This is a genomic window from Bradyrhizobium sp. Kon37 (genome assembly GCF_055807535.1).
The window spans coordinates 594403-621080 of record NZ_JBVVOY010000002.1; the positions used below are offsets into that span (position 1 = coordinate 594403).

The following is a 26678-nucleotide window of genomic DNA, read 5'->3' on the forward strand; positions in this document are numbered from 1 at the left end:
CATGCAACTCGAATACTTCCACATGATAGATCGCGTCGTCGACCTCAACGTCGACGCGAAGACGATTGTCGTCGAGGCTCAGGTCCCGATGGAGAGCACCATCTTCGAGGGGCACTTCCCGGGCTATCCCCTGATGCCCGGCGTGCTCCTGATCGAATCGATGGCGCAGGCCTCGGGCTGGCTTCAGCTTGGCGTGCTCAAATTCGAGCGCATGCCGATCCTGGCTGCCGTCAAGGAGGCCAAGGTCCGCGGCTCGGTCTTCCCCGGCGATCTCATGAGCATCGAGGCGAGCCTGGCCCATCAGGGCTCGGGCTACGCCGTGACCGAAGCCAAGATCAAGGTCGGCGGCAAGCTGCGCGCGAATTCGACGCTGACCTTCACGCAGATTCCCTTTCCCCATGCGGATATGCGCGCCCACATGGACGCGGTCGCCAAGCGCGTCGGCTTTCCGCAACAGGCCGTATCGCAATGACCGAGACTGCTTCGAAGCCCGCCCAGACGGAAGTCTGGATCACCGGCATTGGCCTGGCCACCTCGCTCGGCGAGGGCCTGGACGCCAACTGGGCCGCGCTTCAGGAGAAGCGCATCAATGTCGACGAGAAGGGCTTTGCGCCCTACATCGTGCACCCGCTGATGCCTGTTACCTTCGACAGCCAGATCCCGAAGAAGGGCGACCAGCGTCAGATGGAAGCCTGGCAGCGCATCGGCACCTATGCGGCCGGGCTTGCGCTCGACTCCGCCGGGATCAAGGGCAACAAGGATATCCTGTCGAAGATCGACATGGTGGTCGCCGCTGGCGGCGGTGAGCGCGATCTCAACGTCGACACCGGCGTGCTCACGGCCGAGGCCAAGGGTGCCAACGCGCCCGGCTTCCTCAACGAGCGGCTGATGAGCGATCTCAGGCCGACGCTGTTCCTGGCCCAGCTCTCCAACCTGCTCGCCGGCAACATCGCCATCGTGCACGGCATTGGCGGCACCTCGCGCACCTTCATGGGTGAAGAGGTTGCCGGCGCCGATGCCGCCCGCATTGCATTGTCGCGCATCGCCTCGGGCGAGAGCGACATCGCGCTGATCGGCGGCTCGCACAATGGCGAGCGCAAGGACCTGATGGTCCTCTACGAATTCGGCGACTTCAATCTCAAGGACAAGTTCGCACCCGTGTGGGCGCGCGAGGACAACGCCGGCTTCGCGCTCGGCTCGGCTGGCGCGTTTCTGGTGCTGGAGTCCAAGGCGCATGCGGAAGCGCGCGGTGCCAAGCCGTTTGCGAAGCTGTCGAGCGTCGTTGCCGACCTCGCCCGGCGCAAGACCCCCGGCGACATGGCCGCGACGCTGGAGAAGCTTTGGGCAAAGTTGCCCAAGCGCGACGGCAAGGGCGCGATCATATCCGGTGCGACCGGCGCTGAGCCGGCGACGTCAGAAGAGCGCGGCTTCCTGAAGGGCCACGCCGAGTTCCCGGTGCGCTCGACCGGCACGATGTTCGGCCACACCATGGAGACGCAATTCCCGCTCGGCATCGCGCTCGCCGCGCTGTCGATCTCTCGCGGCGCGCTGTTTCCGCCGAACGATTCCACGGGAACCGAGATTGAAATGCAAGGAGCGCCCACCCAGATTGTGGTGGTGGGGGCCGGACACTGGCGCGGCGAAGGCATGGCGCTGGTCGAGGCAGTAAGCTAGAGCGCGTTGCGCTTTGGCAGGTTATTGTTTGGGCATGATCTTCTCGGAAAATCGCGTCACGCTTTTTCGAATCATGCTCCAGCTCAAGCGGGGATCGACATGACTGCACCACGCGACAAACTCGGGCGTCCCGTCGTCGTCGTCACCGGCATGGGCATCATGACCTCGCTCGGCAACGGCAAGACCGACAATTGGGCGAAGCTCGTCGCCGGCGAATCCGGCATCCGCACCATCACGCGCTTTCCGGTCGACGGCCTGAAAACCACGATGGCCGGCACGGTGGATTTCGTCAGCGTCGATCCGTTCTCCTCCACCGGCCTGTCCGAGCGGATGGCCGAACTGGTGACGCAGGAAGCGCTGGACCAGGCCGGCATCGGCACCAAGGCGGATTTCCCGGGTCCTCTCTTCCTGGCGGTCGCACCTGTCGAAGTCGAATGGCCGCAGCGCCGCGAGCTCGGCCGCGCCGTCGGTAAGCTCGACTTCAATTACGACGATCTGCTGCGCATCTCCGGTGGCGGCAAGTACAGCGCCTATCACCACCGCTTCATGTTCGGTTCGGTCGCGGCCTACCTCGCCGAGACCTTCGGCACCAAGGGCTCGCCGATCTCGTTGTCGACGGCCTGCGCTTCGGGCGCGACCTCGATCCAGCTCGGCGTCGAGGCGATCCGCCGCGGCGAAACCGATGCCGCGCTGTGCGTAGCGACCGACGGCACCGTGAATCCGGAGGCGCTGGTGCGCTTCTCGCTGCTCTCGGCACTGTCGACCCAGAACGACCCGCCGCAGGCGGCCTCCCGTCCCTTCTCCAAGAACCGTGACGGTTTTGTCATGGCCGAAGGCGCAGGCGCGCTGGTGCTCGAAAGCTATGAAGCCGCCACCGCGCGCGGCGCAAAAATTCTCGGCCTGATCGCCGGCTGCGGCGAGCTCACCGATTCTTTCCATCGCACCCGCTCCTCGCCCGACGGCAAGCCGATCATCGGCTGCATGAACAAGACGCTGGCCGATGCCGGCATGACGCCGGATCAGATCGACCACATCAACGCGCACGGCACCGCGACGCCGGAGAACGACAAGATGGAGTACAATACGACATCGGCCGTGTTCGGCGATCTCGTCTCGAAAATTCCGGTCACCTCCAACAAGTCGATGGTCGGCCACACCATCTCGGCCGCCGGCGCGGTCGAGGCAATCTTCTCGCTGCTCACGCTCGAACATCAGCGCATCCCGCCGACGATCAACTACGACAATCCGGATCCCACGATCCTGTTCGACGTCGTCGGCAACAAGGCACGCGATGCCCGCGTCACCGCTGTGATGTCGAACTCGTTCGGCTTCGGCGGCCAGAACGCCTCGCTGATCCTGACCCGCGAACCGGCCTGACCGGACGCATGGCGCTGCTTCCTGCGAGGACGAAGGCCCGCGCGCGGGAGACGGCCAAGTCGATCGGTGGAGGCCTGATCGGAGCTGCCACTGTCGGCATGTTGCGCACCACGCGTTATTTCGATCCGGCCAAGACCTCGGACTTTTTCGCGCGCGTCACCAAGACGATCGGTCCGCGCCTGCGCGAGCACCGCATCGGCCGCGCCAACCTCAGCGCGGCCTTTCCGGAGAAATCGCCCGAGGAAATCGAATCCATCCTGATGGGCGTCTGGGACAATCTCGGTCGCGTCGGCGCCGAATTCGCTCATATGGATCACGTCTGGGATTATGACCGCGATCATCCGGAAAACAGTCGGATCGAACTGCCCAGCCGCAGCATCGAGCTGTTCGATCAGATCCGCGACGACGGCAAACCCGCGCTGATCTTCGCCGCGCATCTGGCCAACTGGGAATTGCCGGCGCTTGCCGCCGTCGCACACGGGCTCGATGCGGCGATCCTCTACCGCCGCCCGAATATCGCGTCCGCCGATCGCATCATCCAGGAGATGCGCCAGGTCAATATGGGCACGCTGATCCCCGCGGGGCGCGACGCGCCGCTGCGGCTCGCGCAGGCGCTCAAGGACGGCAAGCACGTCGCGATGCTGATCGACCAGTATCTGACCGGCGGCGTCGAGGTCACCTTCTTCGGCCGCAAGACCCGCGCCAATCCGATGCTGGCGCGCCTGTTGCGCCAGGTCGAATGCCCGATCCACGGCGTCCGCGTCATCCGCCTGCCCGGCGGCCGCTTCACCGCCGAGATCACCGAAGAGATCCACCCGGTGCGCGACGCCGACGGCAAGATCGACATCCAGGGCACCACCCAGGCGATCACCAGCGTGGTGGAAGGCTGGGTCCGCGAGCATCCCGAGCAGTGGTTGTGGCTGCACCGAAGGTGGCGGTAGCGGACAGTCCTTACCGCCCCGTCTTCACCCTGGTCCAGAGCCGGTTGATGATCCGCTGCGTCGCCGGCTCGCGCGCCGTGATGACGAACAGTTTTGCGAGCGTCGCCTCGTCCGGATAGATATTCTTGTCGTTCAGGATCTTCGGATCGACCAGCTTCTGGCTGGCGAAATTGCCGTTGGCGTAGGACAGGAAGTCCGTATTCTTGGCGGCGACGTCCGGACGGTAGAGATAGTTGATCAGCTCGTAGGCTTCCTTGACGTTCTTGGCATCCGCAGGGATTGCGAGATTGTCGAAGAACATCTGCGCGCCCTCCTTCGGAATGGCGTAGCCGATCTCGATGCCGCTTTTGGCTTCGGCAGCGCGGGCGCGGGCTTGCATGATGTCGCCGGACCAGCCGACCACGAAGCAGATCTCGCCCGTGGCAAGCGCGCTTAAATATTCGGACGAGTGAAACTTGCGCACGGCAGGCCGCACCTTGGCGACGACATCGGCGGCCTTGTCGAGGTCGGCCTGCTTGGTCGAGTTCGGATCGAGCCCGAGATAGTTCAACGCCGCTGGAAAGATGTCGTCGGCGGAATCCAGCATGTGGACGCCGCAGTCTTTGAATTTCGCGAGATTCTCTGGCTTGAACACGATGTCCCAGCTGTCGATCTTCGCATCCGCTCCGAGAATCTGCTTCAGCTTGGCGACGTTGTAGCCGATCCCCGTCGTGCCCCACATGTAATTGGCGGCGTAGACATTGCCGGGGTCGTAGACCGCGAGACGTTCGGTCACCACCGGCCAGGCATTGGCCAGGTTCGGCAGCTTCGACTTGTCGAGCTTCTGGAAGATGTTGGCCTTGATCTGGCGCTGGAGGAAATAGGCGGTGGGCACCACGACGTCGTAGCCGGACTTGCCGGCCATCAGGCGCGTCTCCAGGGTCTCGTTGGCGTCAAAAGTGTCGTAGACCACCTTGATGCCGGTCTCCTTGGTGAAGGCCTCGAGGACGTCGGGCGCCACGTAGTTCGACCAATTGTAGAAGTTGACGACCCGCTCCTCGGCCCCGGCGGGGGCGGAGAGCAACGTCAGCGCGGCGGCGATCGCGAGGCCAAAACCGAAGCGGCTGACGTTCGTCATCTCCCCTACCTCTTGCGCCCGCGCACCGCGTCCGACAGCCGCTCCAGTGCGGTGTCGAGCGTCTCGTCCTTCTTGGCAAAGCAGAAGCGCACCACCGAGGTCACAGGGTCCTGCTCGTAGAAGGCCGACACCGGAATTGCCGCGACCTTGTAGTCCTTCACGATCCGCCAGCAGAACTCGGTGTCGCTCTCGTTCAGCCCGAGCGGGGATAGGTCGACGGTGAGGAAGTAGGTGCCCTGCGACTTCAGCACCGGGAAGCCGAGGCTCTCCAGTCCCTTGGCGAGGCGGTCCCTGCTCCGCGCCAGGTCCTTGCGCATCGACAGGAAATACTCGTCCGGCTTGCCGAGCCCGTAGGCGACGGCGGCCTGGAGGTTCGGCGCGGTGGTGAAGGTCAGGAACTGATGCACCTTGGCGGCAACGCGCAGCAGCGGCGGCGCGGCGCAGACGAAGCCGATCTTCCAGCCCGTCAGCGAGAAGATCTTGCCGGCCGAGCCGACCTTGATGGTGCGGTCGCGCATGCCGGGGATGGTGATCAGCGGGATGTGCTTGTGCTCGTCGAAAGTGACGTGCTCCCAGACCTCGTCGCAGATCGCGATCACGTCGAACTCCTGGCAGTAGCGCGCCAAAAGCTCGAGGTCCTCGCGCGGAAACACCACCGCGGACGGATTCAGGGGATTGTTGAAGAGCACCGCCTTGGTCTTTGAATTGAAGACGCTTTTCAGCATGTCCTCATTCAGCCGCCAGTGCGGCGGCTCGAGCCGGACCAGGCGCGGAATGCCGCCAGCCTGACGGATGATCGGCAGATAGGAATCGTACACCGGCTGGAAGCACACCACCTCGTCACCGGGCTGGACGACGGCGAGGATGGCCGAGGTCAGGGCCTCGGTGCCGCCGGAGGTCACCATCACCTCGCTCATCGGATCGAGCTCGAGGCCATGCCAGTGGCCGTAATGGGTCGCGATCGCCTGGCGCAGCTCGGGCAGGCCCATCATCGACGGGTACTGGTTGTAGCCGTTCAGCGAGGCCTCGGCCGCGGCGCGGCGGATGTCTTCGGGGCCCGGATCGTCGGGAAAGCCCTGGCCAAGATTGATGGCGGCATTGTCGCGCGCGGCCTGCGACATCGCCTCGAAGATGGTAACGGGAAGGTCCGCGAAGACCTTGTTGAGGGACGAGCTCTTGGACATCGGCGGGGTCAGCCACCGACTTTGCTGGGAAGACCCGCCGCCTTCCAGCCGAGCATGCCCCCGGCCAGATGCTTGTCGTAAGGCAGGCCCGCGGCCTGCGCCGCCAGCGAGGCCGTCACCGAACGCTTGCCCGAGCGGCAGGCGAACACGACCTCCTTACCCTGCGGATCGGGGATCGCCTTGGGATCGAAGGTCGAGAGCGGCACGACCACGCCGTAGGGATAAGCCTCGGCCTCGACCTCGTTCGGCTCGCGCACATCGACGAGGAGATAGCGCCCTTCCGCGACACCCTTGGAGACCTCGTCCGGGGTCAGATCCTGTACTTGATTTGCCACATCATCCTCCAACGTCGCGGGCCGCTGCCGGGGCGATCCCGGCGGCCGGCAACCTCGCCTCTTGGCCGATGAAAATCAAGCGCTACAAAGGCTTGAGCTGCCTTGCGCAAGTTAAAGCTAAATCGCAGCGACTTGAAGCGCGACCTTCCAACGGAGGATCAGATCGTCACTTTAGATGGTGACCTGGGTGCCGACCTCGACGACGCGGCCGGAGGGGATCTGGAAATAGTCTGTGGCGTCGTTGGCGGAACGGCTGAGCGAGATGAACAGCCGGTCCTGCCAGCGCGGCATGCCGGAATGGGCGGCCGGTTTCAGCGCCCTCCGCGACAGGAAGAACGAGGTCGACATGATGTCGAACTGCCAGCCGAGCTTGCGGGCGATCGCCAGCGCCTTCGGCACGTTGGGCGATTCCATGAAGCCGAACTTCAGCGTCACCTTGGAGAAGGTCGGCGAGATCTGTTCCAGCTTCACCCGCTCGGCCGGATCGATGCGCGGGGTCTGTGCGGTCTCGATGGTGAGAATGACGTTCTTCTCGTGCAGCACCTTGTAGTGCTTCAGACTATGCATCAGCGCGGTCGGGGCGCTGAGGGGATCGCTGGTCAGGAACACGGCGGTGCCGGGCACGCGCTGCGGCGGCCGCTTCTCCAGCATCGCCACGAGGTCGGCGAGCGGGAATTCGAGCTTGCGCGACTTCTCGAACAGCAGCCGGCTGCCGCGCCGCCACGTGTACATCAGCATGATCATGACTGCGCCGAGCGCCAGTGGCACCCAGCCGCCCTCGAACACCTTCAGCAGATTGGCGGCGAGAAAAGTCAGGTCGAGGAACAGGAACGGCGCGATCAGGGCGGCGGCCGTGAACGGCGACCATTTCCAGACCTTCCAGATCACCACAAAACCCATCATCGCCGTGACCACCATGGTTCCGGTGACGGAGATGCCATAGGCCGAGGCCAGCGCGGTGGAAGAGCGGAACAGCAGCACCAGCAGAACCACCGCGACCAGCAGGAGCTGGTTGATGCGCGGGATGAAGATCTGGCCCGAATGGGCTTCAGAGGTATGGCGAATTTCAAAGCGCGGCAACAGACCGAGCTGGATCGCCTGGCGCGTCAGCGAATAGGCACCGGTGATGACCGCCTGGCTCGCGATGACAGTTGCGGCGGTCGCCAGCACGACCATGCAGCCGCGGAAAAAACCTTGCGGGAAGAGCTGGAAGAACGGGCTGACGATCGCGCCGGGGTCGCCGAGCACGAGGGCGCCCTGCCCCAGATAGTTCAATGCCAGCGACGGCACCACGATGAACAGCCAGGCGGTCTGGATCGGCCGCTTGCCGAAATGGCCGAGGTCGGCATAGAGCGCCTCGGCACCGGTGACCGCCAGAAACACCGCGCCGAGCGTCACGAAGCCGATGATGCCATGGTGGATCATGAAGGACACGGCGTAGAGCGGGTTCAGCGCCAACAGCACCTGCGGCTGCTGGATGATCGGGTGGATCGCCGCGATCGCGATCACGGCGAACCAGACGCACATGATCGGGCCGAAGAAGGCGGCGACGCGAGCGGTACCACGGGACTGCACGGCAAACAGACCGACCAGGATGATCACGGTCAGCGGTACGATGTAGGGCTCGAAGTGCAGGGTGACGTCCTTCATGCCTTCGATCGCCGACAGCACCGAGAGCGCCGGCGTGATCACGGCGTCGCCGTAGAACAGGGCGCCGGAAATGATGCCGAGCAGGACGATGGTTGTTCCGCGGGTGCCGACTGCGCGCTGGGCCAGCGCCATCAGCGCCAGCGTGCCGCCCTCGCCGTTGTTGTCGGCGCGGAGCAGGATCACGACGTATTTGAGCGTCACCACGATGATGAGCGCCCACAGGATCAGGGAGAGCACGCCGAGCACCGCCGCCGGCGTCGGCAGCCCCTCCGCGCCAGAAGCCGCCATGACCGCCTCGCGGAACGCGTAGAGCGGGCTGGTGCCGATATCGCCGTAGACGACGCCGATGCTGCCGAGTGTCAGCGCACCGAAACCGGCGGTGGTGTGGGCGTCGCCATGCCCATTGGCCGCCGCCGTTTCCGGGGCGGAAATCGCTACATCACTTGTCATGGGAGAGCCTGATGGCCTCTGAAAATGCTTCACTGCACAACGGCAGAAGGGCGCGCGGCTTATAGGCCTGCGCTACCGGCATAGCCTAGCCCGATTTTGGGGCTTAGGCATGCAATTTTGCATGTCTCTGCCAGTCGCCGTTTAGATGGTGACCTGGGTTCCGACTTCAACCACCCGCCCGGTGGGAATCTGGAAATAGTCGGTGGCGTCGTTGGCGGACCGGCTCAGCGCGATGAACAAATGGTCCTGCCAAAGCGGCATGCCGGACTGCGCCGACGCCTTCAGCGAGCGCCGCGACACGAAGAACGACGTCGACATGATGTCGAACTGCCAGCCCTGCTTGCGCGCGATCGCGAGCGCCTTGGGCACGTTTGGCTGCTCCATGTAACCGAAGCGCAAGCGGACCTTGAAGAACTTGTCGCTGATCTTCTCCATCCGGAAACGCTCCGACAGATCGACTCGCGGCGTGTGCGCGGTCTCAATGGTCAGGACCACGTTGTGCTCGTGCAGCACCTTGTTGTGCTTGAGATTGTGCAGCAGCGCGGTCGGCACAAAGGAGGGATCGCTGGTCAGGAACACTGCGGTGCCCTTGACGATGTGCGGCGGCCGCTTCTCCAAACTCCGGATCAGATCGTCCAGCGGCACCTCGATGCGGCGCGTTTTCTGGATCAGGATCGCGGACCCTCGCCGCCAAGTCCAGATTGTCCCGGCCATGAGCACGCCGAACAGCAGCGGCACCCAGGCGCCTTCCAGCAGCTTCAGAAGATTCGCGCTGAAGAAGCTGATGTCGACCACGACGAAGGGCAGGATCACGGCCGCAGCCGTTGCGGCGCGCCAGTTCCACAATTTCCAGATCACGATGAAGCCCATGATGCCGTCGGCAACCATGGTGGTGGAAACCGCAATACCGTAGGCCGAAGCCAGATTGCTGGGGGTGTGGAACAACAGCACCAGCAGCATCACACCGATCAGGAGCAGCCGGTTTACACGCGGCAGATAGATCTGGCCGGCATGAGTTTCCGAGGTGAAGCGCACCTCGAAGCGCGGCAGGAGGCCGAGTTGCACAGCCTGATAGACCAGCGAATAGGCCCCCGTGATCACCGCCTGGCTCGCGATCACGGTCGCCGCGGTCGCAAGTCCGACCAGCGGCAGCACGAAATGCTCGGGCACCATGCGATAGAAGGAGTGCTCGATCGCGCTGGGATCCGACAGCACCAGTGCGCCCTGCCCGAAATAGTTGATCAGGAGCGCAGGCAGCACGAAGAACATCCAGGCCGACTGGATCGGCTTGCGGCCGAAATGGCCGAGGTCTGCGTAAAGCGCCTCGCCGCCGGTCACCGCGAGGAACACCGCGCCCAGTGTCACCAAGCCGATCGTGCCGTGCGACAGCAGGAATTGCAGCGCGTAATAGGGATTGATTGCTGCCAGCACCGACGGATCGTCGGCGATGTGAACGGCGCCCAACACGGCAAGGACGGTGAACCAGACGACCATCACCGGCCCGAAAGCCGAGGCGACCAGCGCCGTCCCCTTGCTCTGGACCGCGAACAGCAGCGCCAGGATGAGAACGGTCAGGGGAACGACATAGTGCTCGAAGGCGGGTGTTGCGAGCTTCAGACCCTCGACCGCCGACAGCACCGAGATCGCCGGCGTGATCATGGAATCGCCGATGAACATGGAGGCGCCGACCACGCCAAGCGCCGTCAGGAACCAGCTCCGCCGCCCGAGCGCGCGCTGACCGAGCGCCATGAGGGAAAGCGTGCCGCCCTCCCCGTTGTTGTCGGCGCGCAGCAGCAGCAGAACGTATTTGGCGGTGACGACGATCAGCAGCGCCCAGAGGATCAGCGAGAGCACGCCGAGCACCATGACCCGCGAGACCGGCTGACCGTGGGCCGCGCCCCTGACGGCCTCGTGAAATGCGTAGAGCGGCGACGTCCCGATGTCGCCGAAGACGACGCCGATGCTCCCGAGCGTCAGGCCCCAGAAACCCGAGGTGACCGGTCCGTCCGGAGCTTCGGTCGATGTGATGCTCGCCGTCATATGAAACTGGAACGCTTTTGCCCGAGAATTGATCCGGCGCCTTTTGACGGTTCCGGCGCCCCTGTCAATCGGCACATCACCATAGCAGGCGCCAGGGCAGATGCTGTGACGGCGCAGCAACGGTCGTCGTCCACGCGACGACATGCCTCAGGTAAGATTGTAGCACAAGAGCCCTGAGCCTTTCCGTCCCTGATCGAACGGGAATTGGCTCTACATCCTTGTTTTGTCGCGCTTTCTTCGCGCGAAACAGGGTCCGCTTCGCTCGAATGCGCCCTACGGCTTCAGGTTCGGCGGCAGCGGCGGATCTTCGCGCATCAGGGTGATGGTCACCCGCCGGTTGGCCGCGAGCGAGGGATCGTCCGGAAACAGCGGCTGGGTGTCCGCCTTGCCGGCGACGGCGAAGACGTGGGCGGCCGGCAGGCCCTCGCGTTCGAGGATCTGACGCACGGCATTGGCGCGGTCGGCCGACAGGTCGAAGGCGCCGTAGTCGCTGCGGGTCGGCACGAATCCAGCCGCGGTGTGGCCGGCGATGGAGACGCGCAGCGGCGTCGCCTTGAGCGGGACAGCGAGCTTCTCGATCAGGCGGCGGGTGCGGTCATAGGGCACTTTGGAGCCGTCGGCAAACATCGAGCGGCCGTCCTGATCCACGATCTCGAGGTTGAGGCCCTGCTTGGTCTCCTCGAACATGATGTGCTTGGACATCTCGGTCAGTTCCGGCATGTCCTGCAATGCCTGGCGCAGCGAGGCCGCCGCCAGTGCAAAATTCCGGTCGACCTTGATCTTCGCGCCCGACGTGCGGTCACGATCCTCCTGGTCCGGCGTCGGCGTGTTGGAGGAGTCCTCGGGCTGAATGTGATCGACGTTCTTCAGCCGAGGGCGGGTCGGCAGACCGTCGGACTCGACGATGCCGGAATAGCGCGCTTCGGTCTGGACACCGAAGGCGTCGCGCATGGAGCCTGCCACGACCTTCAGCTTGTTGGCATCCTGGGTCGAGAACGCGACGAGCATCACGAAGAAGCTCATCATCAGGCCCATCAGGTCGGCGAAAGTCACGAACCAGCCGTGACCGCCTCCGTGTGAATCGCCGCGTTTCTTCTTGGCCATCTCTCAAATCCCGGCGCGCGGCCTCAGGCCGGAACCGGCTCGCCTTCGGCGTGGCGGTGCTTCTCGGGCAGATAGGCCAGCAGCATTTCGCGGACCAGAGTCGGGCTCTTGGAGTCGCGGATCATCAGGATGCCGTCGATGATCAACGTGCGATTGGTCTCTTCGTCCAGGAGCTTGCCATGCAGCTTGTCGGCGATTGGGGTACAGAACAGGTTGGCGACCAGCGCGCCGTAGAGAGTCGCGAGCAGCGCGGTCGCCATGAACGGGCCGAGCTTTGAGGGGTCGGTCATGTTGGCGAACATCTGCACCATGCCGATCAGCGTGCCGACCATGCCGAAGGCCGGAGCGCAGTCGCCGATGGCGCGGTAGATCTTGCTGCCTTCATCCAGATGCATCAAAAAATTATCGCGGTCGCGCTCGAGATTGTCGCGAATGAAATCGAGGTCGTAGCCGTCGGCGACGTAGCGGATGCCCTTGGCGAGGAACGGCTCGTCGGTCTCGACTTTTTCCAGCCCCACCGGGCCCTGCTTGCGGGCGATCTCGGCGATACGGGCGAGTTCGTCGACCAGATCGTGTGCCGACAGACGGCTCATCGTGAAGGCAAACTTGGCGCCGAGCGGCAGGCCGTGGATCAGCGTCGAGAGCGGAAAGCGGATCATGGTCGCGGCCGTCGAGCCGCCGAAGATGATGATCATCGCATGCTCGGAAACGAACATGTGGAGATCGCCGCCCAGCAGCATCATCGTCGCGATGACGACAATACCCGCCACGAGCCCGATGCTCGTCATGATATCCATGGGAGACTCCAACGCGAACGCAACAACGGCCGTCCTGGCCGATGGCGCGGCCCAACCCCGAACCGCATTGGAAACCCTAGTGAGCCGCGATTAAAGACGCGTAAAGGTTAAGTTGAGCCGACGCGCCTGGAGGCCGCAGCGCGCTGAAAGGCGCCGGCTTTTGCCGAGTGCCGACAGGGATTTCAACATTTCGCTAACCATAGGGCGTGCGCGTACCCCATCACCCAAGGCCGTGCACGCGCGATCCCTTCGGCTGCGGCCCTGCGCCACATCGGGGGCGACCGATCAGTTGGTATTCTGGAGCGGGCCGGCTCCTCAGGGCGGAAGGCATCGCAATGGTGACGCTGTTCAGTCTTCTCACCGCGCTTCCCGCAGTGCTGGCGCTCCATATGCTCGAACCCGGGCTCGTGCTGCCGGCGTTCAGCGTGCTGCTCTTTGTCGAGGCAGCCCTGGCCGTGATCGCAGCGCGCCTGATTCACATGCCGGACAATGCGGAAGATATCACCCTGTGGGATTTTGCCGGCGGCTTCACCTTGATCGGATGCGCTGCCGCGGTGCTCGGCGAGCCGGATCAAGCTGCCTTGTTCCTGACGGAACAGGGCAGCCTGCGAGCGGCGTCGCAGCCGTAGATCATTGCGGTCCCGCCGTTTAGTGGATCTCCGCCGAGCGCTTCAGCGCGGCCTTGAGCTTCTCCAGCGAGAAGTCGGGGCTGCGGGCGATCTCGAGGATCGGCGTCTCGCGACGGCCGCAGAGCTCGGCAGCCTCGGGCAGCTTTGCGGCGATATCGTGCGGAATCACGATGGCGCCGTGTTGGTCGGCGTGGATCAAATCGTCCGACTTCACGGTCATGCCGGCGACGCGCACCTCGCCGCCAAAGCTCTCGGCATGCACCCATGCATGCGACGGGCCGATCGAGCCGGCCAGTGCCTGGAAGCCCGGTGCCCATTGCGGAATGTCGCGGATCGAACCGTCGGTGATGACGCCGAGACAGCCGAGCGCCTTGTGCACGTTGCTCTGCACCTCGCCCCAGAACGCGCCGTAGCCGACGTCGGGACCGTCGATGTCCTGGATCACCGAGATGCGCGGACCGTGGCCGGTCCCGACATATTCGTAATAGTCGATGCGGCGCTTGGACTGCTCTTCCGGCGGTAGCGAATTTTTCAGCACCGAGCGGATCGCGACCGTGCGGGCATAGCCGACGATCGGGGCCAGATCGGGAAATGGGCAGACCAGCGGCTTGGTAGTGTAGCCGATCAGCCGACGCTCGGGCGCCACGATCTCCATGGCATTGCAGATCGTCGGCGTGTCATAGCGGCCCAGCGCTTCGAGGACGGAAGCGGGCAGCGGCCCGGTCGCAGCATTCGTCACGGCGTTCTCTCCCAGATTGGCGGCCGCTGTTGGCGCGGTGCCGCCTGCACCGGGCGATATAGCCGAGATCGGGCCTCAACCCAACTCAGGGCGCCTCATGGCAGATATCCAAGTCTTGCTGCTCAGGTTTTTTGCCGCTCAGGACCTTGCCGTTCAGTGCAGCCGGTCGGGCCGGTCGTCTTCGCGCGGCGGCTCCGACAGGTTTGCCAGCGTCGGCGCCGACGGCGGCGAGGAGACCTCGCCTCCAGCCGGCGCGCTGGCTTCCATCGCGCGTGCCTGGTCGCGATAGGATTTGTAGCCGAGCGGCAAAGCGAGGAGATACAGCACCGTTCCGATGGACAGCACGTGCCAGGGATAGGCGATCAGGATCGCGATGAACACGACCACCGCGACGAACGCCGGCAGCACCAGTTCGGGCGGCACGCGCATGCGCTTGGTCTTGCCGGAGAACACCGGCAGGCGCGACACCATCAGGAAGGCGATCAGCAGCGTATACGCAGCCGTCACCGCCGCAGGCAGCCGGCCGAGATCGAGGAACGCGACATAGATCGGCAGCAGCACCGTGATCGCGCCGGCCGGCGCCGGCACGCCGGTGAAGAAGTTGGCGGCAAAGGCCGGCTTGTTGGGATCGTCCATGGTGGCATTGAAGCGCGCCAGGCGGAGGCCACCGGAAATCGCGAACACCATGGCGGCGATCCAGCCGGCATTGCCGAGCTCGTGCAGCTGCCAGAAATAAAGCATCAGGCCGGGCGCCACGCCGAAATTGACGAAGTCGGCGAGGCTGTCGAGCTCGGCGCCGAACTTGGACTGCCCCTTGATCATGCGCGCGATGCGGCCGTCGATGCCGTCGAGTGCCGCCGCAAACACGATGGCGTAGACCGCGAGCGACATCCGCCCCTCGATCGAGAGCCGGATTGAGGTCAGGCCGGCGCAGATCGCCAGCAGCGTGATGACGTTGGGCACCAGCATGCGCACCGGGATCGGGCGGAACCGCCGCCGGCGCACGTCTGGATCTCTAGAGTCATAGGGCGTCATGGCTCGTCCTCACCTTGGGGCGAGATATAGCAAGCCGCGTTCCCCTCCGCCATTGCGGCGGAAGGCCCCTCGGGCCGACTTTATTGGTTAATTGGAGCGGTAGGCGCGGCTCGGGTCGTCTCCGGCGAGATCGGCCAGAATCGTCTCGCCGGCGATCGCGGTCTGCCCTTCCGAGACCAGCGCCCTAGTGCCCAGCGGCAGATAGACGTCGAGCCGCGAGCCGAAGCGGATCAGGCCGAAGCGCTCACCGGCGCCGATTGCCTGCCCCTCTTTGACGAAGCAGACGATGCGCTTGGCGACGAGCCCTGCGATCTGAACCACGCCGATCCGCGCCGTCGGCGTCGTGATCGCCAGCGAGTTGCGCTCATTGTCCTCGCTCGCCTTGTCCAGCTCGGCATTGATGAACAGGCCGGGGCGGTAGGCGATACGGTCCACCCGGCCCGCGATCGGGCTGCGGTTCACATGGCAGTTGAACACGCTCATGAACACCGAGATGCGCGGCAGCGGCCGGTCGCCGAGCCCGAGCTCGGCCGGCGGCAGCGCCATGGTGATCATCGAGACGCGGCCGTCGGCCGGCGACACCACGAGCCCCTCGCGCACCGGGGTCACGCGCACGGGGTCGCGGAAGAACAGCGCGCACCACACGGTCAGGATGGTGCCGATCCACCCCAACGGCGACCACAGCCAGAACAGGACCAGGCTTGCCAGCGCAAAGCCGCCGATGAAGGGATAACCCTCCTTGTGGATCGGCGGGATCTGACGCTGGATCGAATCGAGAATGGACATCGCTATTTGCCGCTCAGGGTTGATGGCGCAGGTCGTCCCGCGCGGTGGTGTTGTTTAGGCCAGAGTTGGGACCGGAGACAAGGTCACTCCGCCGCCGCAGGCGCCGTCAGGACATCGGCGACCGGCGGTGGCTCCCGGTTGGGCGCCTCGTCAGGGTCGGCCATCCTGGCCAGTTTCTCGCGCGCCGCCTCGGCCTCGCGCTGCCTGTTCCACATGCTGGCGTAAAGTCCCCCCTCCGCGAGCAGTTTCGCGTGGGTGCCGCGCTCGGCGATGCGACCCTGGTCCAGCACGATGATCTCGTCGGCGCCGACGATGGTCGAGAGCCGATGGGCGATCACCAGCGATGTGCGGTTCTTCGCCACGCGCTCGAGCGCGCCCTGGATTTCGTGCTCGGTGTGGGTGTCCAGTGCGGAAGTCGCCTCGTCCAGCACCAGGATCGGCGGCGCCTTCAACACGGTGCGCGCGATCGCGACGCGCTGTTTTTCGCCGCCCGACAGCTTCAGGCCGCGCTCGCCGACCTGGGTCTCGTAGCCCTTCGGTGCCATGCGGATGAAATGATCGATCTGCGCCAGCTGCGCTGCCTGCTCGACCTCGGTATCGCTGGCGTCCCAGCGACCGTAGCGGATGTTGTAGCGGATGGTATCGTTGAACAGCACGGTGTCCTGCGGCACCATGCCGATGGACGCGCGCAGGCTCGCCTGCGTGACCTCGCGAATATCCTGGCCGTCGATCAGGATACGGCCGCCGGAGATGTCGTAGAGGCGGAACAGCAGCCGCGAGATGGTCGATTTGCCGGCGCCGGACGGGCCGACGATCGCCACCGTCTTGCCGGCCGGCACCTCGAAGCTGATGCCCTTTAGGATCGGGCGCGCAGGCTCATAGGCGAAGCGCACGTCCTCGAAACGCACATTGCCCGCTGAGACCACCAGCGGCTTCGCGTCCGGCGCGTCCTTGATCTCGGCCTCGCGCCCGAGCACGTTGAACATCTTCTCGATGTCGATGATCGCCTGCTTGATCTCGCGATAGACCATGCCCATGAAGTTCAAGGGCTGGTAAAGCTGGATCATCATGGCGTTGACCAGCACGAAATCTCCGACCGTGTTGGTGCCGTTGCGGACGCCGATCGCGCACATCAGCATGGTCGCGGTCAGCCCCAGCGTGAAGATCACGGCTTGCCCGGTGTTGAGCACGGCAAGCGAAGTATAAGCCTGCACGCTCGACTCCTCGTAACGCGCGACCGATCGGTCGTAGCGCTGCGCCTCACGGGTCTCGGCGCTGAAATATTTGACGGTCTCGTAGTTGAGCAGCGAGTCGATCGCCTTGGTGTTCGCCTCGGTGTCGGCGTCGTTCATCTTGCGGCGGATACCGATCCGCCACTCGGTCGCGATGTAGGTGTAGTACATGTAGACGGCGACAGTGACGAGGGTCGCGAGCACGTAGCGCCAATCGAACTGCCACAGCAGCACGGCCATCAGCAGCGAGACCTCGACGATGGTCGGGATCAACTGCAGGATCACCATGCGCACGATGACCTCGATGCCCTCGCGGCCGCGCTCGAGCACGCGCGTCAGGCCGCCGGTCTTGCGCTCCAGGTGGAAGCGCAGCGACAGCTCATGCATGTGGATGAAGGTGATGGTGGCAAGCTTGCGCACCGCGTGCATGGCGACGCGCGCGAAAATGCCGTCGCGCCATTGCGTCAGCACCGCCATCACGACGCGCATCACGCCGTAGCTGGCAGTCAGCAGCAGCGGCGAGGCGATCACCCAGAGGTGCCAATTATCGGCCTGCACCGGCGCCGTGTTGGCGCCGGTCAGCGCGTCGGTCGCCCATTTGAAGCTGAAAGGAACCGTCAGCGTGATCAGCTTGGCGGCGAGCAGCAGCACCATCGACCAGACCACGCGCATCTTCAGGTCGAAGCGGTCGCCCGGCCAGATATAGGGCCACAGATGCGCCAGCGTGCCCATCAGCGTGGCCCGCTCCAGCGGCCCTCCGGCGGGATCAGGAACGTTGGGGCCGGCGGGCGATTGAGCTTGGTCCATCAAGAAGCCTGAAAAAGCCCGTCGGATGCGGGCTGTGTTGCCATTAAGGATTTTCGTTTGTCATATAGAGCCTTACCGATGCCCATGCACCCCGCCAGATGGCGAATCTTCGATTGTTCGCCGTCGTTTACCGGTAGATTTCCGGAAGTCCCGAATCACCGATTGGGCTTGACGCCTCTCCGCTGCAATGCATCATGGCACCAATGAGCACGATCAAAACCGTCTGTGTCTATTGCGGCTCCGGCCCAGGAACCAATCCCCGTTTCACCGAAGGCGCCAAGGCGTTCGGCAAGGCGCTCGCCGAGAACAACATCCGGCTCGTCTACGGCGGCGGCTCGCTCGGCCTGATGGGCTCGGTCGCGACCTCCGTGCTCGATCACGGCGGCACGGTCACCGGCATCATCCCCGATTTCCTGCGGATGCGCGAAAACGCGCTGACGCGCGTGCAGGAGATGATCGTCACCCCCGACATGCACGAGCGCAAGCGGCTGATGTTCGAACGCTCCGACGCCTTCGTGGCGCTGCCGGGCGGCGTCGGCACGCTGGAAGAGCTGGTCGAGCAATTGACCTGGAAGCAGCTCGGACGTCATGCCAAGCCGGTGCTGCTGGCCAACATCGACAATTTCTGGGAGCCGCTGTTCTCGCTGCTGTCGCACATGCGTCAGACCGAGTTCATCCGCGCCGGGCTTTCGGTCGACATCCTCAAGGCCGATCGGATCGAAGAGATTTTGCCGAAGCTCAAATCGGCTGCAGCGCAGATCGAAGATGCGGAAAAGCAGCTCGCCCCGGAAATGGCGCGCAAGCTTTAGTCCGCAGGAAACGTCACCGCCTCGATCCGGTTGCCATCGGGGTCGACGACAAAGGCTGCGTAATAGCGCACGCGATCGTGCGGGCGGATGCCCGGCGCGCCGTCAGACGCGCCGCCGGCGGACAGCGCCGCGGCGTGAAATGCATGGACCTCGGCGGTCGTCCTGGCCCGCAGGCAGATGTGCACCCCACTCTCCGGCGTGACGCGCGGCATGCCCTCGCGCAGATTGATCCAGAATTCGGGATAGGCCTTGCCAAAGCCGATCGTCCGCGGTCGCGTGACGACGCGCGTGAGCCCGAGGGCCGCGAGCGTTGCTTCGTAAAATGTCGCCGAACGTTCGAGATCGCTGACGCCGACGGAGATGTGGTCGATCATGGGTCGCGCTCCCCTCTCTCCTCGTCATTGCGAGCGAAGCGAAGCAATCCAGACTGGCTCAGCGGAAGCAGTCTGGATTGCTTCGTCGCTTCACTCCTCGCAATGACGGCGTATATGGCACCGCCATAGCTCACGCTACCATCCCCTAAGCCGGCGCCCCCGACTTCACCAGCTTGTAGATCACCGAATCCATCAGTGCCTGGAACGAGGCGTCGATGATGTTGGGGGACACGCCGACCGTAGTCCAGCTGTCGCCGTTCTCGTCCTCGCTCTCGATCAGGACGCGCGTGACCGCACCGGTGCCGCCGTTGAGGATACGGACGCGATAGTCGATCAGCGTCAGGCCTTCGATATATTTCTGGTACTTGCCGAGATCCTTGCGCAGCGCGACGTCGAGCGCGTTGACGGGACCGTTGCCTTCGGCCGCCGAGATCAGATGCTCGCCGGCGACGTCGACCTTGACCACCGCCAGCGCCACGGTGACGCGCTCGCCATGCGAATTGTAGCGCTGCTCGACATTGACGTCGAACTGCTCGACCTCGAAATAATGCGGCACCTTGCCGAGCGTGCGCCGCGCCAGCAGCTCGAACGAGGCGTTGGCGGATTCATAGGCGTAGCCCTGCGCCTCGCGCTCCTTCAACTCCTCGACCAGCCGCGACAGCTTCGGATCGCTCTTCTCATAGGCGATGCCGGCGCGGTCGAGTTCGGCGATGACATTGGAGCGGCCGGCTTGGTCGGACACCAACACCTTGCGGTGATTGCCGACCAGCTCCGGCAGGACATGCTCGTAGGTCTGCGGATCCTTCAGCACGGCGGAGGCATGGATGCCGGTCTTAGTGACGAAGGCGCTCTCGCCGACATAGGCCGCATGCCGGTTGGGCACGCGATTGAGCATGTCGTCGAGCGTGCGCGACACCTTGACCAGGGTTGCGAGCTTTTCCGCCGTAACGCCGATCTCGAAGGCGTCGGCAAACTCGGCCTTCAGCTTCAAGGTCGGGATCAGCGAGCAGAGATTGGCGTTGCCGCAGCGCTCGCCGAGGCCGTTCAGCGTGCCCTGGATCTGCCGCGCGCCGGCGCGCACCGCGGCCAGCGAATTCGCCACCGCCTGCTCGGTGTCGTTATGGGCGTGGATGCCGAGATGATCGCCGGGGATGTGCTTCGTTACTTCAGTAACGATCGCTTCGACCTCGTTGGCCATGGTGCCGCCGTTGGTGTCGCACAGCACCACCCAGCGCGCGCCGGCTTCATAGGCAGCCTTCGCGCAGGCGAGCGCGAAACCGGAATCCTCCTTGTAACCGTCGAAGAAATGCTCGCAGTCGAGCATCACCTCGCGGCCGGTGGCCTTGGCCGCCGCGACGCTGTCGCGGATCGAGGCGAGGTTCTCCTCCTTCGTCGTCTCCAGGGCAACGCGCACCTGATAGGCCGACGACTTCGCCACGAAGCAGATCACGTCGGCTTTGGCCTCCAGCAGCCCGGCCACGCCGGGATCGTTGGAGACCGAGCGTCCCGCCCGGCGCGTCATGCCGAACGCGGTGAAGCGCGCATGCGAAAACTTCGGCTTGGTGCCGAAGAACTCGGTGTCGGTTGGATTGGCGCCGGGATAGCCGCCCTCGACATAGTCGATGCCGAGTTCATCGAGCATCTGGGCGATGATTTGCTTGTCGGTCAGCGTGAAATCGACGCCATTGGTCTGCGCGCCGTCGCGCAGCGTGGTGTCGAACAGATAGAGGCGCTCCTTGCTCATTGCAGCGCTCCCGTCGCGAGGCCGCTGCCGAGCGTCTTCTGCATGGTGGTGTTGGCCAGCCACTCGTCGTTGACGGTGATGCTGTTGCGCTGCATGGCCACATAGCCGCGTTTGGCGAAAAAACCCTGCGCGTTGTCGCTGGCATCGACCGTCAGCTTGTCGGCGCCGCGGCCGCCCGCAAGCTTTTCCAGCGCATCGACGAGCATCGTCGCGAGGCCCTGCCCGGCCACGGCCGGATGCACATAGAGCATGCGGATATGATCCTTGCCGCGCAGCGACGCAAAGCCCACCGGTGATCCCTCCAGCGTTGCGATCAGCGTCAGGTCGGAGGCGAGCCGCTTGCCGAACTCTTCGTCCTCGGCTGCGGCCATCCAGGCCTGCTGCTGCGTTTCGCTATAGTCGTCGCCGGTCAGCTCTTCGATGCTGGCCGTGAAGATCGCGGCGAGAACCGGCACGTCCTCCGACAGGAAGGGCCGCAAGCCGGGCTTTGGGAGTGCTTGTGCCATCGTCGTCACCACATCCCATAGAGTTTCAGCGCCAGCGCCACGGCAGCGCCGAGCAGCAGGATTTTCAGCGCAATGTAATAGAACCAGTGCCGCGGAAAAGGCGTGTCGGGCCGCTTCATCGCGCGACCTCCCACGTCGTGCCTTCCTTGGAGTCCTTGATCGCAACGCCCATCGCGGCAAGCAGATCGCGGATACGATCGGACTCCGCAAAGTCCTTGCGCGCACGCGCCGCCGTCCGCTCCGAGATCAGGCGCTCGACTTCCTTGGCATCGACGCCGCTCGCCTGCTGCTTGCGTCCTTCCCACTGCGCGGCACTCTCGGAGAGAAAGCCGAGCAGACGCAACGAACCCGCGAGCGCACCAGCGTCGCTCCCACGCAGGCCATGCAGCGCAGCGATCGCCAGCGGCGTGTTGAGGTCGTCGAGCAGCGGCTCGACCACCGACGGGGCGGGCGTGCTGGGCGCGACGTCGGCCGCGACCCGATACCAATCGTCGAGCGTCCTCGCGCTCTCCTCCAGCGACTTCATCGTCCAGTCGATCGGCGAGCGGTAATGCGTCTTCAGCATATTCAGGCGCAGCACTTCGCCCGGCCAGTCGGCGAGCAGCTCGTGAATCGTGACGAAGTTGCCGAGCGATTTCGACATCTTCTCGCTTTCGACCTGCAGGAAGCCGTTGTGCATCCAGTAGTTCGCCATGCGCTCCCGGTGGAAGGCGCAGCAGGTCTGCGCGACCTCGTTCTCGTGATGCGGAAACACGAGATCGATGCCGCCGCCATGGATGTCGAAGTGCTCGCCGAGATGCTTCCAGGCCATGGCCGAGCACTCGACGTGCCAGCCCGGGCGGCCCTGCGCGGCGACCCCGGCCGGTGACGGCCATGACGGCTCGCCGGGCTTGGACGGCTTCCACAGCACGAAGTCGGTGTTGCCCTTCTTGTAGGGCGCGACATCGACGCGGGCGCCGGCGACCATCTCGTCCAGCGAACGGTTTGACAACGCGCCATAGCGCGGCAGCCCGGCATCGGCCGCGTTCATCGCCTGCGGCGAGAACAGCACATGATCCTCGGCAACATAGGCAAAGCCGCCGGCAACCAACCGCTCGATGATCTCGCGCATTTCGCCGATATGCTCGGTGGCACGCGGCTCGACGCTCGGCCGCAGCGCACCGAGTGCATCGACGTCGGCGTGAAACTGTTTGCCGGTCTGCTCGGTGACTTTCCGGATCGCCTCGTTCAGCGGCAGGCCGGGGAAATCACGCGCGGCGCGGTCGTTGATCTTGTCGTCGACGTCGGTGATGTTGCGGACATATTTGACGTGCGCCGTGCCATAGAGATGGCGCAGCAGCCGGAACAGCACGTCGAACACGATCACCGGCCGGGCGTTGCCGATATGGGCGAAGTCATAGACGGTCGGTCCGCAGACATACATGCGGACGTCCTCGGCATCGAGCGGCACGAAGGTGCGCTTGTCCCGGCTCAGCGTATCGTAAAGGCGCAATTCCATAAGGATACCCGTCGGCTGTTGGCCGGGCGTCCAGTGCTCTCAATGGTTTTGAGAAAAGACGGCTCCAGCCAGCGAATCGCTAGCTCGTAATCTCGCGGCAAATGGCGCAAATGACGAGGAGACCGTTCATGACGGAACATATGGGCTATGAGGCGGCCTCGCGTCAAGAGAGCCGCGAAAACGCCGTTTTATCTCCGCAATGCGCAGCCGCCGCACACAGATGGTTTATCTCCTTAACCATTTGAGCCCATTCTGGAACTGGCAGTTCCCTTTTGTTTGCCCCGGTGTTTTCATGCGATCATTGCTCGCGCTCATTTCCTGCGCCTCCATTCTTGTCGTTTCCAGCGCTCTCGCCGAGACCCGCGTCTTCATCATCGCCAACCAGGCGGATGGCTACGGCCTCGATCAGTGCCTGGCCAAAAGCGACAAATGCGGCGCGCAGGTCGCCCGCACCTACTGCCAGTCACGCGATTTTGCCCAGGCTTCGGCCTATCGCCGGGTCGATCCCGACGAAATTACCGGCTCTGTCCCCAAATCCGGCGCAAACTGCTCCCATGGCCATTGCGATGAATATGTCGCAATCACCTGCCAGCGCTGAATTCGCTCGGAACTGGCGTACTTTAGGCCCCATCGCTGGCCTCTGAAACGACGTGACGATGCCGCAGGAAGCGGCTATGGGAGGGCGCGCTTCGGCCCCCCACATCACGCGTGGCCGTGACCTCGCTAGAATGGCGGATATGCCTGAATTTTTGTCTCTCTCCCGTGCTCGCTCGATCCTTGCCTGCGCCGTGCTCTTGAGCACGGTCGCGCTTGCCAATGGCGCTTCCGCACAGGCAGGCCCGCCGGGACCGCCGCCTCAGCCCGGCCAGAACGGGCTCGGACCCAATCCGATGTGCGCGCGCCTGGAAGGCCAGCTCGCCGGTCTCGATCGTGGCGGCGGCGGTGATCCCGCGCGCGAAGACCAGATCCGCCGCTATCAGGAGTCCCAGAGCAAGCAGCAGGCCGAGCTTGACCGCGTCACCATGCAGGCCAAGCGCATGGGTTGCGATTCCTCCGGCTTCTTCTCGCTGTTCAGCGGCCAGTCGGCGCAATGCGGTCCGGTCAACACCCAGATCCAGCAGATGCGCGCCAATCTGGACCAGATCACCGGCAATCTCGAACGCCTGCGCGGCGGCGCCGGCGGCTTCAGCCCCGAGCGTGACAACCAGCGCCGCTCGGTGCTGGCAGCGCTGGCGCAGAACAATTGCGGCCCGCAATATGCCAACGCCGCGCAGTCGCAAGGCGGCGGCAATTTCCTGAGCAATCTGTTCGGCGGCAACAACCCCAACAATCCGCAAGGCGTGCCGCCGTCCGATCTCGGCCCGCAATCAGGCACCTATCGCACCGTGTGCGTGCGCACCTGCGACGGCGCCTACTTCCCGGTCTCGTTTGCGACCGTGCCGGCGCGCTTCCCCGACGACGAGAAGACCTGCAAGGCGCTGTGCCCGGCCGCCGAAGCCGTGCTCTACACCCATCGCAATCCCGGCGAGGATATGAACTCCGCGGTCTCCACCAGCGGCCAGCCCTACACGGCGCTGCCGACCGCGTTCAAATTCCGCAGCGAGTTCAACCCGTCCTGCTCCTGCAAGGCCGCGGGCCAGACCTGGGCGGACGCGCTCAAGTCGGCCGACGACAAGGCATCGGCCGAGCAGCAGGGTGACATCATCGTCACCGAAGAGAGCGCCAAGAAGATGCAGCAGCGGCAGCTCAACAAGGGCACGCCTGCGAATGCCAAGAAGGGCGCGGCTCCTGCAACGGCAACCGCGCCGGCAGCAACGCCGCCGGCGGAAACCGGCACCGCTACGACCTCGTCCGAGAACAAGCCGATCCGTTCGGTTGGCCCGAGCTTCCTGCCGCAACAGCAGAAGTAGGCCGCACAACTGTCATGCCCCGCGAAGGCGGGGCATCCAGTACTCCGTGGCGGCAGTTGGGTTTCGACAACGTCCGTCGCGGCGTACTGGATCATCCGCCTTCGCGGATGATGACAGCGTCGTACGTGACGACACCGTCCATCCCACGATCGTCGGCCAGCCTCACCCCTCGAACGCGTCGATCGAGGCTTTGCTCCCACGGGACACCAGCGTCTCGTCCGGGGCGGCGAGCTGCTCGCCTTTGTCGCGAAAACGGTTGGTGATGGGATAGCGGCGGTCGCGGCCGAAATTCCTGGCGGTGACCTTGACGCCCGGCGCGGCCTGGCGGCGCTTGTATTCGGCGACGTTGAGGAGATGGTCGATGCGGGTCACCGTCTCGCGGTCGAAGCCGGCCGCGATGATGTTGTCGAGCGGCTCTTCGCGCTCGATCAGACGCTCCAGGATAGCATCGAGCACGTCGTAAGCGGGCAACGAATCCTGGTCGGTCTGGTTCTCGCGCAGCTCCGCGGTCGGTGGACGCGTGATGATGTCGGGCGGGATCACCTCGCCGTCCGGCCCCAGCGCCCCCTCGGGCTTCCACGCATTGCGCAAGCTTGCGAGCCGAAACACCTGCGTCTTGTAGATGTCCTTGATCGGATTGAAGCCGCCGTTCATGTCGCCGTAAAGCGTGGCGTAGCCGACCGACATTTCCGACTTGTTGCCGGTTGTCACCACCATCAGGCCGGTCTTGTTGGAGATCGCCATCAGCAGCGTGCCCCGGGTGCGGGCCTGGAGATTTTCTTCGGTGACATCGGGCGGCAGATTCTTGAAGACGCCGGACAGGATGGTCTCGAACCCGCTTACTGCTTCCGCGATCGGCAGCACCTCGTAGCGGATGCCGAGATGGCCGGCGAGCTCGCCGGCGTCCGCAATCGAGCTTGCCGCAGTGTAGCGATAAGGCAGCATCACGCCATGCACCTGATCCGCACCCAGCGCGTCGACGACGATCGCGGCGCACAGCGCGGAGTCGATGCCGCCGGAAATGCCGAGCAGCACACCGGGAAAGCCATTCTTGGCGACGTAGTCGCGCAGACCCAGCACGCAGGCCGCGTAATCGGCGTGGTCGCCCTCGGGCTGCGCGGCGATCGGACCGGTGCAGCGCCAATCGTCGCCGCTTCGTGTGAACCGCAGTGTGGTGACGCTCTCCGCGAATGCCGCCAATTGCGCTGCGAGCGAAAGGTCGCCGTTGAGCGCGAAGGAAGCACCGTCGAACACCAGCTCGTCCTGGCCGCAAACCTGGTTGAGATAGACCAGCGGCAGACCGCTCTCGGTGACGCGCGCGACCGCGACCGACAAGCGCACGTCGGCCTTGCTGCGGGCGTAAGGAGATCCGTTCGGCACAAGGATGATCTCGGCGCCGGTCTCGGCCAGCGTCTCGACCACGTTCTCGTAGTCCTCGGACTCCTCCAGCCAGATGTCCTCGCAGATCGGCACACCGATGCGCACGCCGCGCACGGTGACGGGGCCCGCCGCAGGGCCGCGCGAAAACAGCCGCTTCTCGTCGAACACACCGTAATTCGGCAGATTGCATTTGAAGCGCAGGCCAGCGATACGGCCGCCATCGAGCAGCGCGCAGGCATTGTAGAGCCTGCCCTCCTCGACCCAGGGCGTGCCGACCAGCATGGCCGGCCCGCCATCGGCGGTCTCGCGCGCCAGCGCTTCGATCGCAGCGCGGCAGGCCGCCTGAAAGGAAGCCTTCTGCACCAAATCTTCCGGGGGGTAACCGGCGATGAACAATTCCGGAAACAGCACGAGATCGGCGCCGTCGGCGGCTGCCCGCACGCGCGCCGCGCGCGCTTTCGCGGCATTGCCCTCGATGTCGCCCATGGTCGGATTGAGCTGGGCGAGCGTGACCGCGAATGCGTTGAGACGTTCGGTCATGGCCGCTGTATCCGGTCTCT

24 protein-coding genes are annotated in these 26678 nt (G+C 64.6%); 8 read left to right on the forward strand and 16 right to left on the reverse strand.

Features of this window, described 5'->3' with window-relative positions; translation table 11 throughout:
* Position 1 precedes the first annotated feature (1 nt).
* From AC0L3J_RS07155 to AC0L3J_RS07170, 4 genes are all read left to right on the forward strand, one after another.
* A complete protein-coding gene (locus AC0L3J_RS07155) occupies positions 2–472 on the forward strand; it encodes a 3-hydroxyacyl-ACP dehydratase FabZ family protein (protein WP_473287322.1) in 471 nt (156 codons plus the stop codon).
* The gene (locus tag AC0L3J_RS07160) at positions 469–1674 is read left to right on the forward strand and encodes a beta-ketoacyl-ACP synthase (RefSeq protein ID WP_473287323.1); all 1206 of its coding nucleotides are present in this window, start codon (positions 469–471) and stop codon (positions 1672–1674) included. Before AC0L3J_RS07155 ends, AC0L3J_RS07160 begins: the two co-directional genes overlap by 4 nt.
* A 99-nt stretch (positions 1675–1773) precedes the next feature.
* Complete coding sequence (locus tag AC0L3J_RS07165) at positions 1774–3051, forward strand: beta-ketoacyl-ACP synthase (RefSeq protein ID WP_473346598.1); 1278 nt, start codon at positions 1774–1776, stop codon at positions 3049–3051.
* Positions 3052–3059: 8 nt separating this feature from the next.
* Positions 3060–3992 (forward strand): lipid A biosynthesis lauroyl acyltransferase, encoded by a 933-nt coding sequence (locus tag AC0L3J_RS07170; protein WP_473346600.1) that lies wholly within the window; start codon positions 3060–3062, stop codon positions 3990–3992.
* 10 nt (positions 3993–4002) lie between these two features.
* On the opposite strand, the gene AC0L3J_RS07175 is transcribed toward AC0L3J_RS07170, so the two are convergent.
* The 7 genes from AC0L3J_RS07175 to AC0L3J_RS07205 form a co-directional block, all read right to left on the reverse strand.
* Positions 4003–5109 (reverse strand): polyamine ABC transporter substrate-binding protein, encoded by a 1107-nt coding sequence (locus AC0L3J_RS07175; protein ID WP_473346602.1) that lies wholly within the window; start codon positions 5107–5109, stop codon positions 4003–4005.
* A 5-nt stretch (positions 5110–5114) separates the two neighbouring features.
* A complete protein-coding gene (locus AC0L3J_RS07180) occupies positions 5115–6293 on the reverse strand; it encodes an aminotransferase (RefSeq protein ID WP_007592485.1) in 1179 nt (392 codons plus the stop codon).
* An 8-nt stretch (positions 6294–6301) separates the two neighbouring features.
* A complete protein-coding gene (locus AC0L3J_RS07185; protein WP_008139644.1) occupies positions 6302–6628 on the reverse strand; it encodes a rhodanese-like domain-containing protein in 327 nt (108 codons plus the stop codon).
* Between the two features lie 171 nt (positions 6629–6799).
* Entirely contained in the window at positions 6800–8728 is a 1929-nt protein-coding gene (locus AC0L3J_RS07190; RefSeq protein ID WP_473346604.1) for a potassium transporter Kup, read from the reverse strand.
* 141 nt (positions 8729–8869) lie between these two features.
* A complete protein-coding gene (locus tag AC0L3J_RS07195) occupies positions 8870–10768 on the reverse strand; it encodes a potassium transporter Kup (protein WP_473346605.1) in 1899 nt (632 codons plus the stop codon).
* A 273-nt stretch (positions 10769–11041) separates the two neighbouring features.
* Positions 11042–11872, reverse strand: coding sequence for an OmpA/MotB family protein (locus AC0L3J_RS07200; protein WP_007592497.1), 831 nt, complete (start codon positions 11870–11872; stop codon positions 11042–11044).
* A 23-nt stretch (positions 11873–11895) separates the two neighbouring features.
* Entirely contained in the window at positions 11896–12669 is a 774-nt protein-coding gene (locus AC0L3J_RS07205; RefSeq protein WP_018459340.1) for a motility protein A, read from the reverse strand.
* A 335-nt stretch (positions 12670–13004) separates the two neighbouring features.
* Here AC0L3J_RS07205 and AC0L3J_RS07210 point away from each other — a divergent pair, with 335 nt between their 5' ends.
* Entirely contained in the window at positions 13005–13298 is a 294-nt protein-coding gene (locus AC0L3J_RS07210) for a hypothetical protein (RefSeq protein WP_027569442.1), read from the forward strand.
* Between the two features lie 19 nt (positions 13299–13317).
* Here AC0L3J_RS07210 and AC0L3J_RS07215 read toward each other — a convergent pair whose 3' ends face one another.
* The 4 genes from AC0L3J_RS07215 to AC0L3J_RS07230 all read right to left on the reverse strand — a co-directional run bounded on the left by AC0L3J_RS07215 (position 13318) and on the right by AC0L3J_RS07230 (position 17897).
* Positions 13318–14037 (reverse strand): RraA family protein, encoded by a 720-nt coding sequence (locus AC0L3J_RS07215; RefSeq protein WP_473346606.1) that lies wholly within the window; start codon positions 14035–14037, stop codon positions 13318–13320.
* 153 nt (positions 14038–14190) lie between these two features.
* Positions 14191–15072: a CDP-alcohol phosphatidyltransferase family protein gene (locus tag AC0L3J_RS07220; protein ID WP_473346607.1), complete on the reverse strand. Its 882-nt coding sequence runs from the start codon at positions 15070–15072 to the stop codon at positions 14191–14193.
* An 87-nt stretch (positions 15073–15159) separates the two neighbouring features.
* The gene (locus AC0L3J_RS07225) at positions 15160–15864 is read right to left on the reverse strand and encodes a phosphatidylserine decarboxylase (RefSeq protein ID WP_473346761.1); all 705 of its coding nucleotides are present in this window, start codon (positions 15862–15864) and stop codon (positions 15160–15162) included.
* A gap of 77 nt (positions 15865–15941) precedes the next feature.
* Positions 15942–17897, reverse strand: a complete 1956-nt coding sequence (locus AC0L3J_RS07230) for an ABCB family ABC transporter ATP-binding protein/permease (RefSeq protein WP_473346609.1) — start codon at positions 17895–17897, stop codon at positions 15942–15944.
* Positions 17898–18100: 203 nt separating this feature from the next.
* On the opposite strand from AC0L3J_RS07230, the gene AC0L3J_RS07235 reads away from it, so the two are divergent.
* Positions 18101–18706: an LOG family protein gene (locus AC0L3J_RS07235; protein WP_018459347.1), complete on the forward strand. Its 606-nt coding sequence runs from the start codon at positions 18101–18103 to the stop codon at positions 18704–18706.
* Here the strand turns inward: AC0L3J_RS07235 and AC0L3J_RS07240 are convergent.
* From AC0L3J_RS07240 to cysS, 4 genes are all read right to left on the reverse strand, one after another.
* Positions 18703–19080 (reverse strand): VOC family protein, encoded by a 378-nt coding sequence (locus tag AC0L3J_RS07240; protein ID WP_473346611.1) that lies wholly within the window; start codon positions 19078–19080, stop codon positions 18703–18705. The genes AC0L3J_RS07235 and AC0L3J_RS07240 overlap by 4 nt on opposite strands.
* Positions 19081–19225: 145 nt before the next feature.
* Positions 19226–20824 (reverse strand): citramalate synthase, encoded by a 1599-nt coding sequence (gene cimA, locus AC0L3J_RS07245; protein WP_473346612.1) that lies wholly within the window; start codon positions 20822–20824, stop codon positions 19226–19228.
* A complete protein-coding gene (locus AC0L3J_RS07250; protein WP_473346614.1) occupies positions 20821–21330 on the reverse strand; it encodes a GNAT family N-acetyltransferase in 510 nt (169 codons plus the stop codon). The genes cimA and AC0L3J_RS07250 overlap by 4 nt, the downstream gene beginning before the upstream one ends.
* A gap of 115 nt (positions 21331–21445) precedes the next feature.
* Positions 21446–22828: a cysteine--tRNA ligase gene (cysS, locus tag AC0L3J_RS07255; RefSeq protein WP_473346616.1), complete on the reverse strand. Its 1383-nt coding sequence runs from the start codon at positions 22826–22828 to the stop codon at positions 21446–21448.
* A gap of 292 nt (positions 22829–23120) precedes the next feature.
* On the opposite strand from cysS, the gene AC0L3J_RS07260 reads away from it, so the two are divergent.
* A complete protein-coding gene (locus tag AC0L3J_RS07260) occupies positions 23121–23426 on the forward strand; it encodes a hypothetical protein (RefSeq protein ID WP_473346762.1) in 306 nt (101 codons plus the stop codon).
* Between the two features lie 130 nt (positions 23427–23556).
* The gene (locus AC0L3J_RS07265) at positions 23557–24738 is read left to right on the forward strand and encodes a DUF2865 domain-containing protein (RefSeq protein WP_473287337.1); all 1182 of its coding nucleotides are present in this window, start codon (positions 23557–23559) and stop codon (positions 24736–24738) included.
* A gap of 162 nt (positions 24739–24900) precedes the next feature.
* On the opposite strand, the gene AC0L3J_RS07270 is transcribed toward AC0L3J_RS07265, so the two are convergent.
* Positions 24901–26658 carry an NAD+ synthase gene (locus tag AC0L3J_RS07270; protein ID WP_473346618.1) on the reverse strand — a complete coding sequence of 586 codons (1758 nt, stop codon included), beginning with the start codon at positions 26656–26658 and terminating at the stop codon, positions 24901–24903.
* Positions 26659–26678: the final 20 nt, after the last annotated feature.

What these genes read in the sequence shown, in the direction of transcription:
- AC0L3J_RS07155 (WP_473287322.1), top strand. Translation starts at nt 2, where the DNA reads ATGCAACTCGAATACTTCCACATGATAGATCGCGTCGTCGACCTCAAC.
- AC0L3J_RS07160 (WP_473287323.1), top strand. Translation starts at nt 469, where the DNA reads ATGACCGAGACTGCTTCGAAGCCCGCCCAGACGGAAGTCTGGATCACC.
- AC0L3J_RS07165 (WP_473346598.1), top strand. Translation starts at nt 1,774, where the DNA reads ATGACTGCACCACGCGACAAACTCGGGCGTCCCGTCGTCGTCGTCACC.
- AC0L3J_RS07170 (WP_473346600.1), top strand. Translation starts at nt 3,060, where the DNA reads ATGGCGCTGCTTCCTGCGAGGACGAAGGCCCGCGCGCGGGAGACGGCC.
- AC0L3J_RS07175 (WP_473346602.1), bottom strand. Translation starts at nt 5,109, where the DNA reads ATGACGAACGTCAGCCGCTTCGGTTTTGGCCTCGCGATCGCCGCCGCG.
- AC0L3J_RS07180 (WP_007592485.1), bottom strand. Translation starts at nt 6,293, where the DNA reads ATGTCCAAGAGCTCGTCCCTCAACAAGGTCTTCGCGGACCTTCCCGTT.
- AC0L3J_RS07190 (WP_473346604.1), bottom strand. Translation starts at nt 8,728, where the DNA reads ATGACAAGTGATGTAGCGATTTCCGCCCCGGAAACGGCGGCGGCCAAT.
- AC0L3J_RS07195 (WP_473346605.1), bottom strand. Translation starts at nt 10,768, where the DNA reads ATGACGGCGAGCATCACATCGACCGAAGCTCCGGACGGACCGGTCACC.
- AC0L3J_RS07200 (WP_007592497.1), bottom strand. Translation starts at nt 11,872, where the DNA reads ATGGCCAAGAAGAAACGCGGCGATTCACACGGAGGCGGTCACGGCTGG.
- AC0L3J_RS07205 (WP_018459340.1), bottom strand. Translation starts at nt 12,669, where the DNA reads ATGGATATCATGACGAGCATCGGGCTCGTGGCGGGTATTGTCGTCATC.
- AC0L3J_RS07210 (WP_027569442.1), top strand. Translation starts at nt 13,005, where the DNA reads ATGGTGACGCTGTTCAGTCTTCTCACCGCGCTTCCCGCAGTGCTGGCG.
- AC0L3J_RS07220 (WP_473346607.1), bottom strand. Translation starts at nt 15,072, where the DNA reads ATGACGCCCTATGACTCTAGAGATCCAGACGTGCGCCGGCGGCGGTTC.
- AC0L3J_RS07230 (WP_473346609.1), bottom strand. Translation starts at nt 17,897, where the DNA reads ATGGACCAAGCTCAATCGCCCGCCGGCCCCAACGTTCCTGATCCCGCC.
- AC0L3J_RS07235 (WP_018459347.1), top strand. Translation starts at nt 18,101, where the DNA reads ATGAGCACGATCAAAACCGTCTGTGTCTATTGCGGCTCCGGCCCAGGA.
- AC0L3J_RS07240 (WP_473346611.1), bottom strand. Translation starts at nt 19,080, where the DNA reads ATGATCGACCACATCTCCGTCGGCGTCAGCGATCTCGAACGTTCGGCG.
- cimA (WP_473346612.1), bottom strand. Translation starts at nt 20,824, where the DNA reads ATGAGCAAGGAGCGCCTCTATCTGTTCGACACCACGCTGCGCGACGGC.
- AC0L3J_RS07250 (WP_473346614.1), bottom strand. Translation starts at nt 21,330, where the DNA reads ATGGCACAAGCACTCCCAAAGCCCGGCTTGCGGCCCTTCCTGTCGGAG.
- cysS (WP_473346616.1), bottom strand. Translation starts at nt 22,828, where the DNA reads ATGGAATTGCGCCTTTACGATACGCTGAGCCGGGACAAGCGCACCTTC.
- AC0L3J_RS07260 (WP_473346762.1), top strand. Translation starts at nt 23,121, where the DNA reads ATGCGATCATTGCTCGCGCTCATTTCCTGCGCCTCCATTCTTGTCGTT.
- AC0L3J_RS07265 (WP_473287337.1), top strand. Translation starts at nt 23,557, where the DNA reads ATGGCGGATATGCCTGAATTTTTGTCTCTCTCCCGTGCTCGCTCGATC.
- AC0L3J_RS07270 (WP_473346618.1), bottom strand. Translation starts at nt 26,658, where the DNA reads ATGACCGAACGTCTCAACGCATTCGCGGTCACGCTCGCCCAGCTCAAT.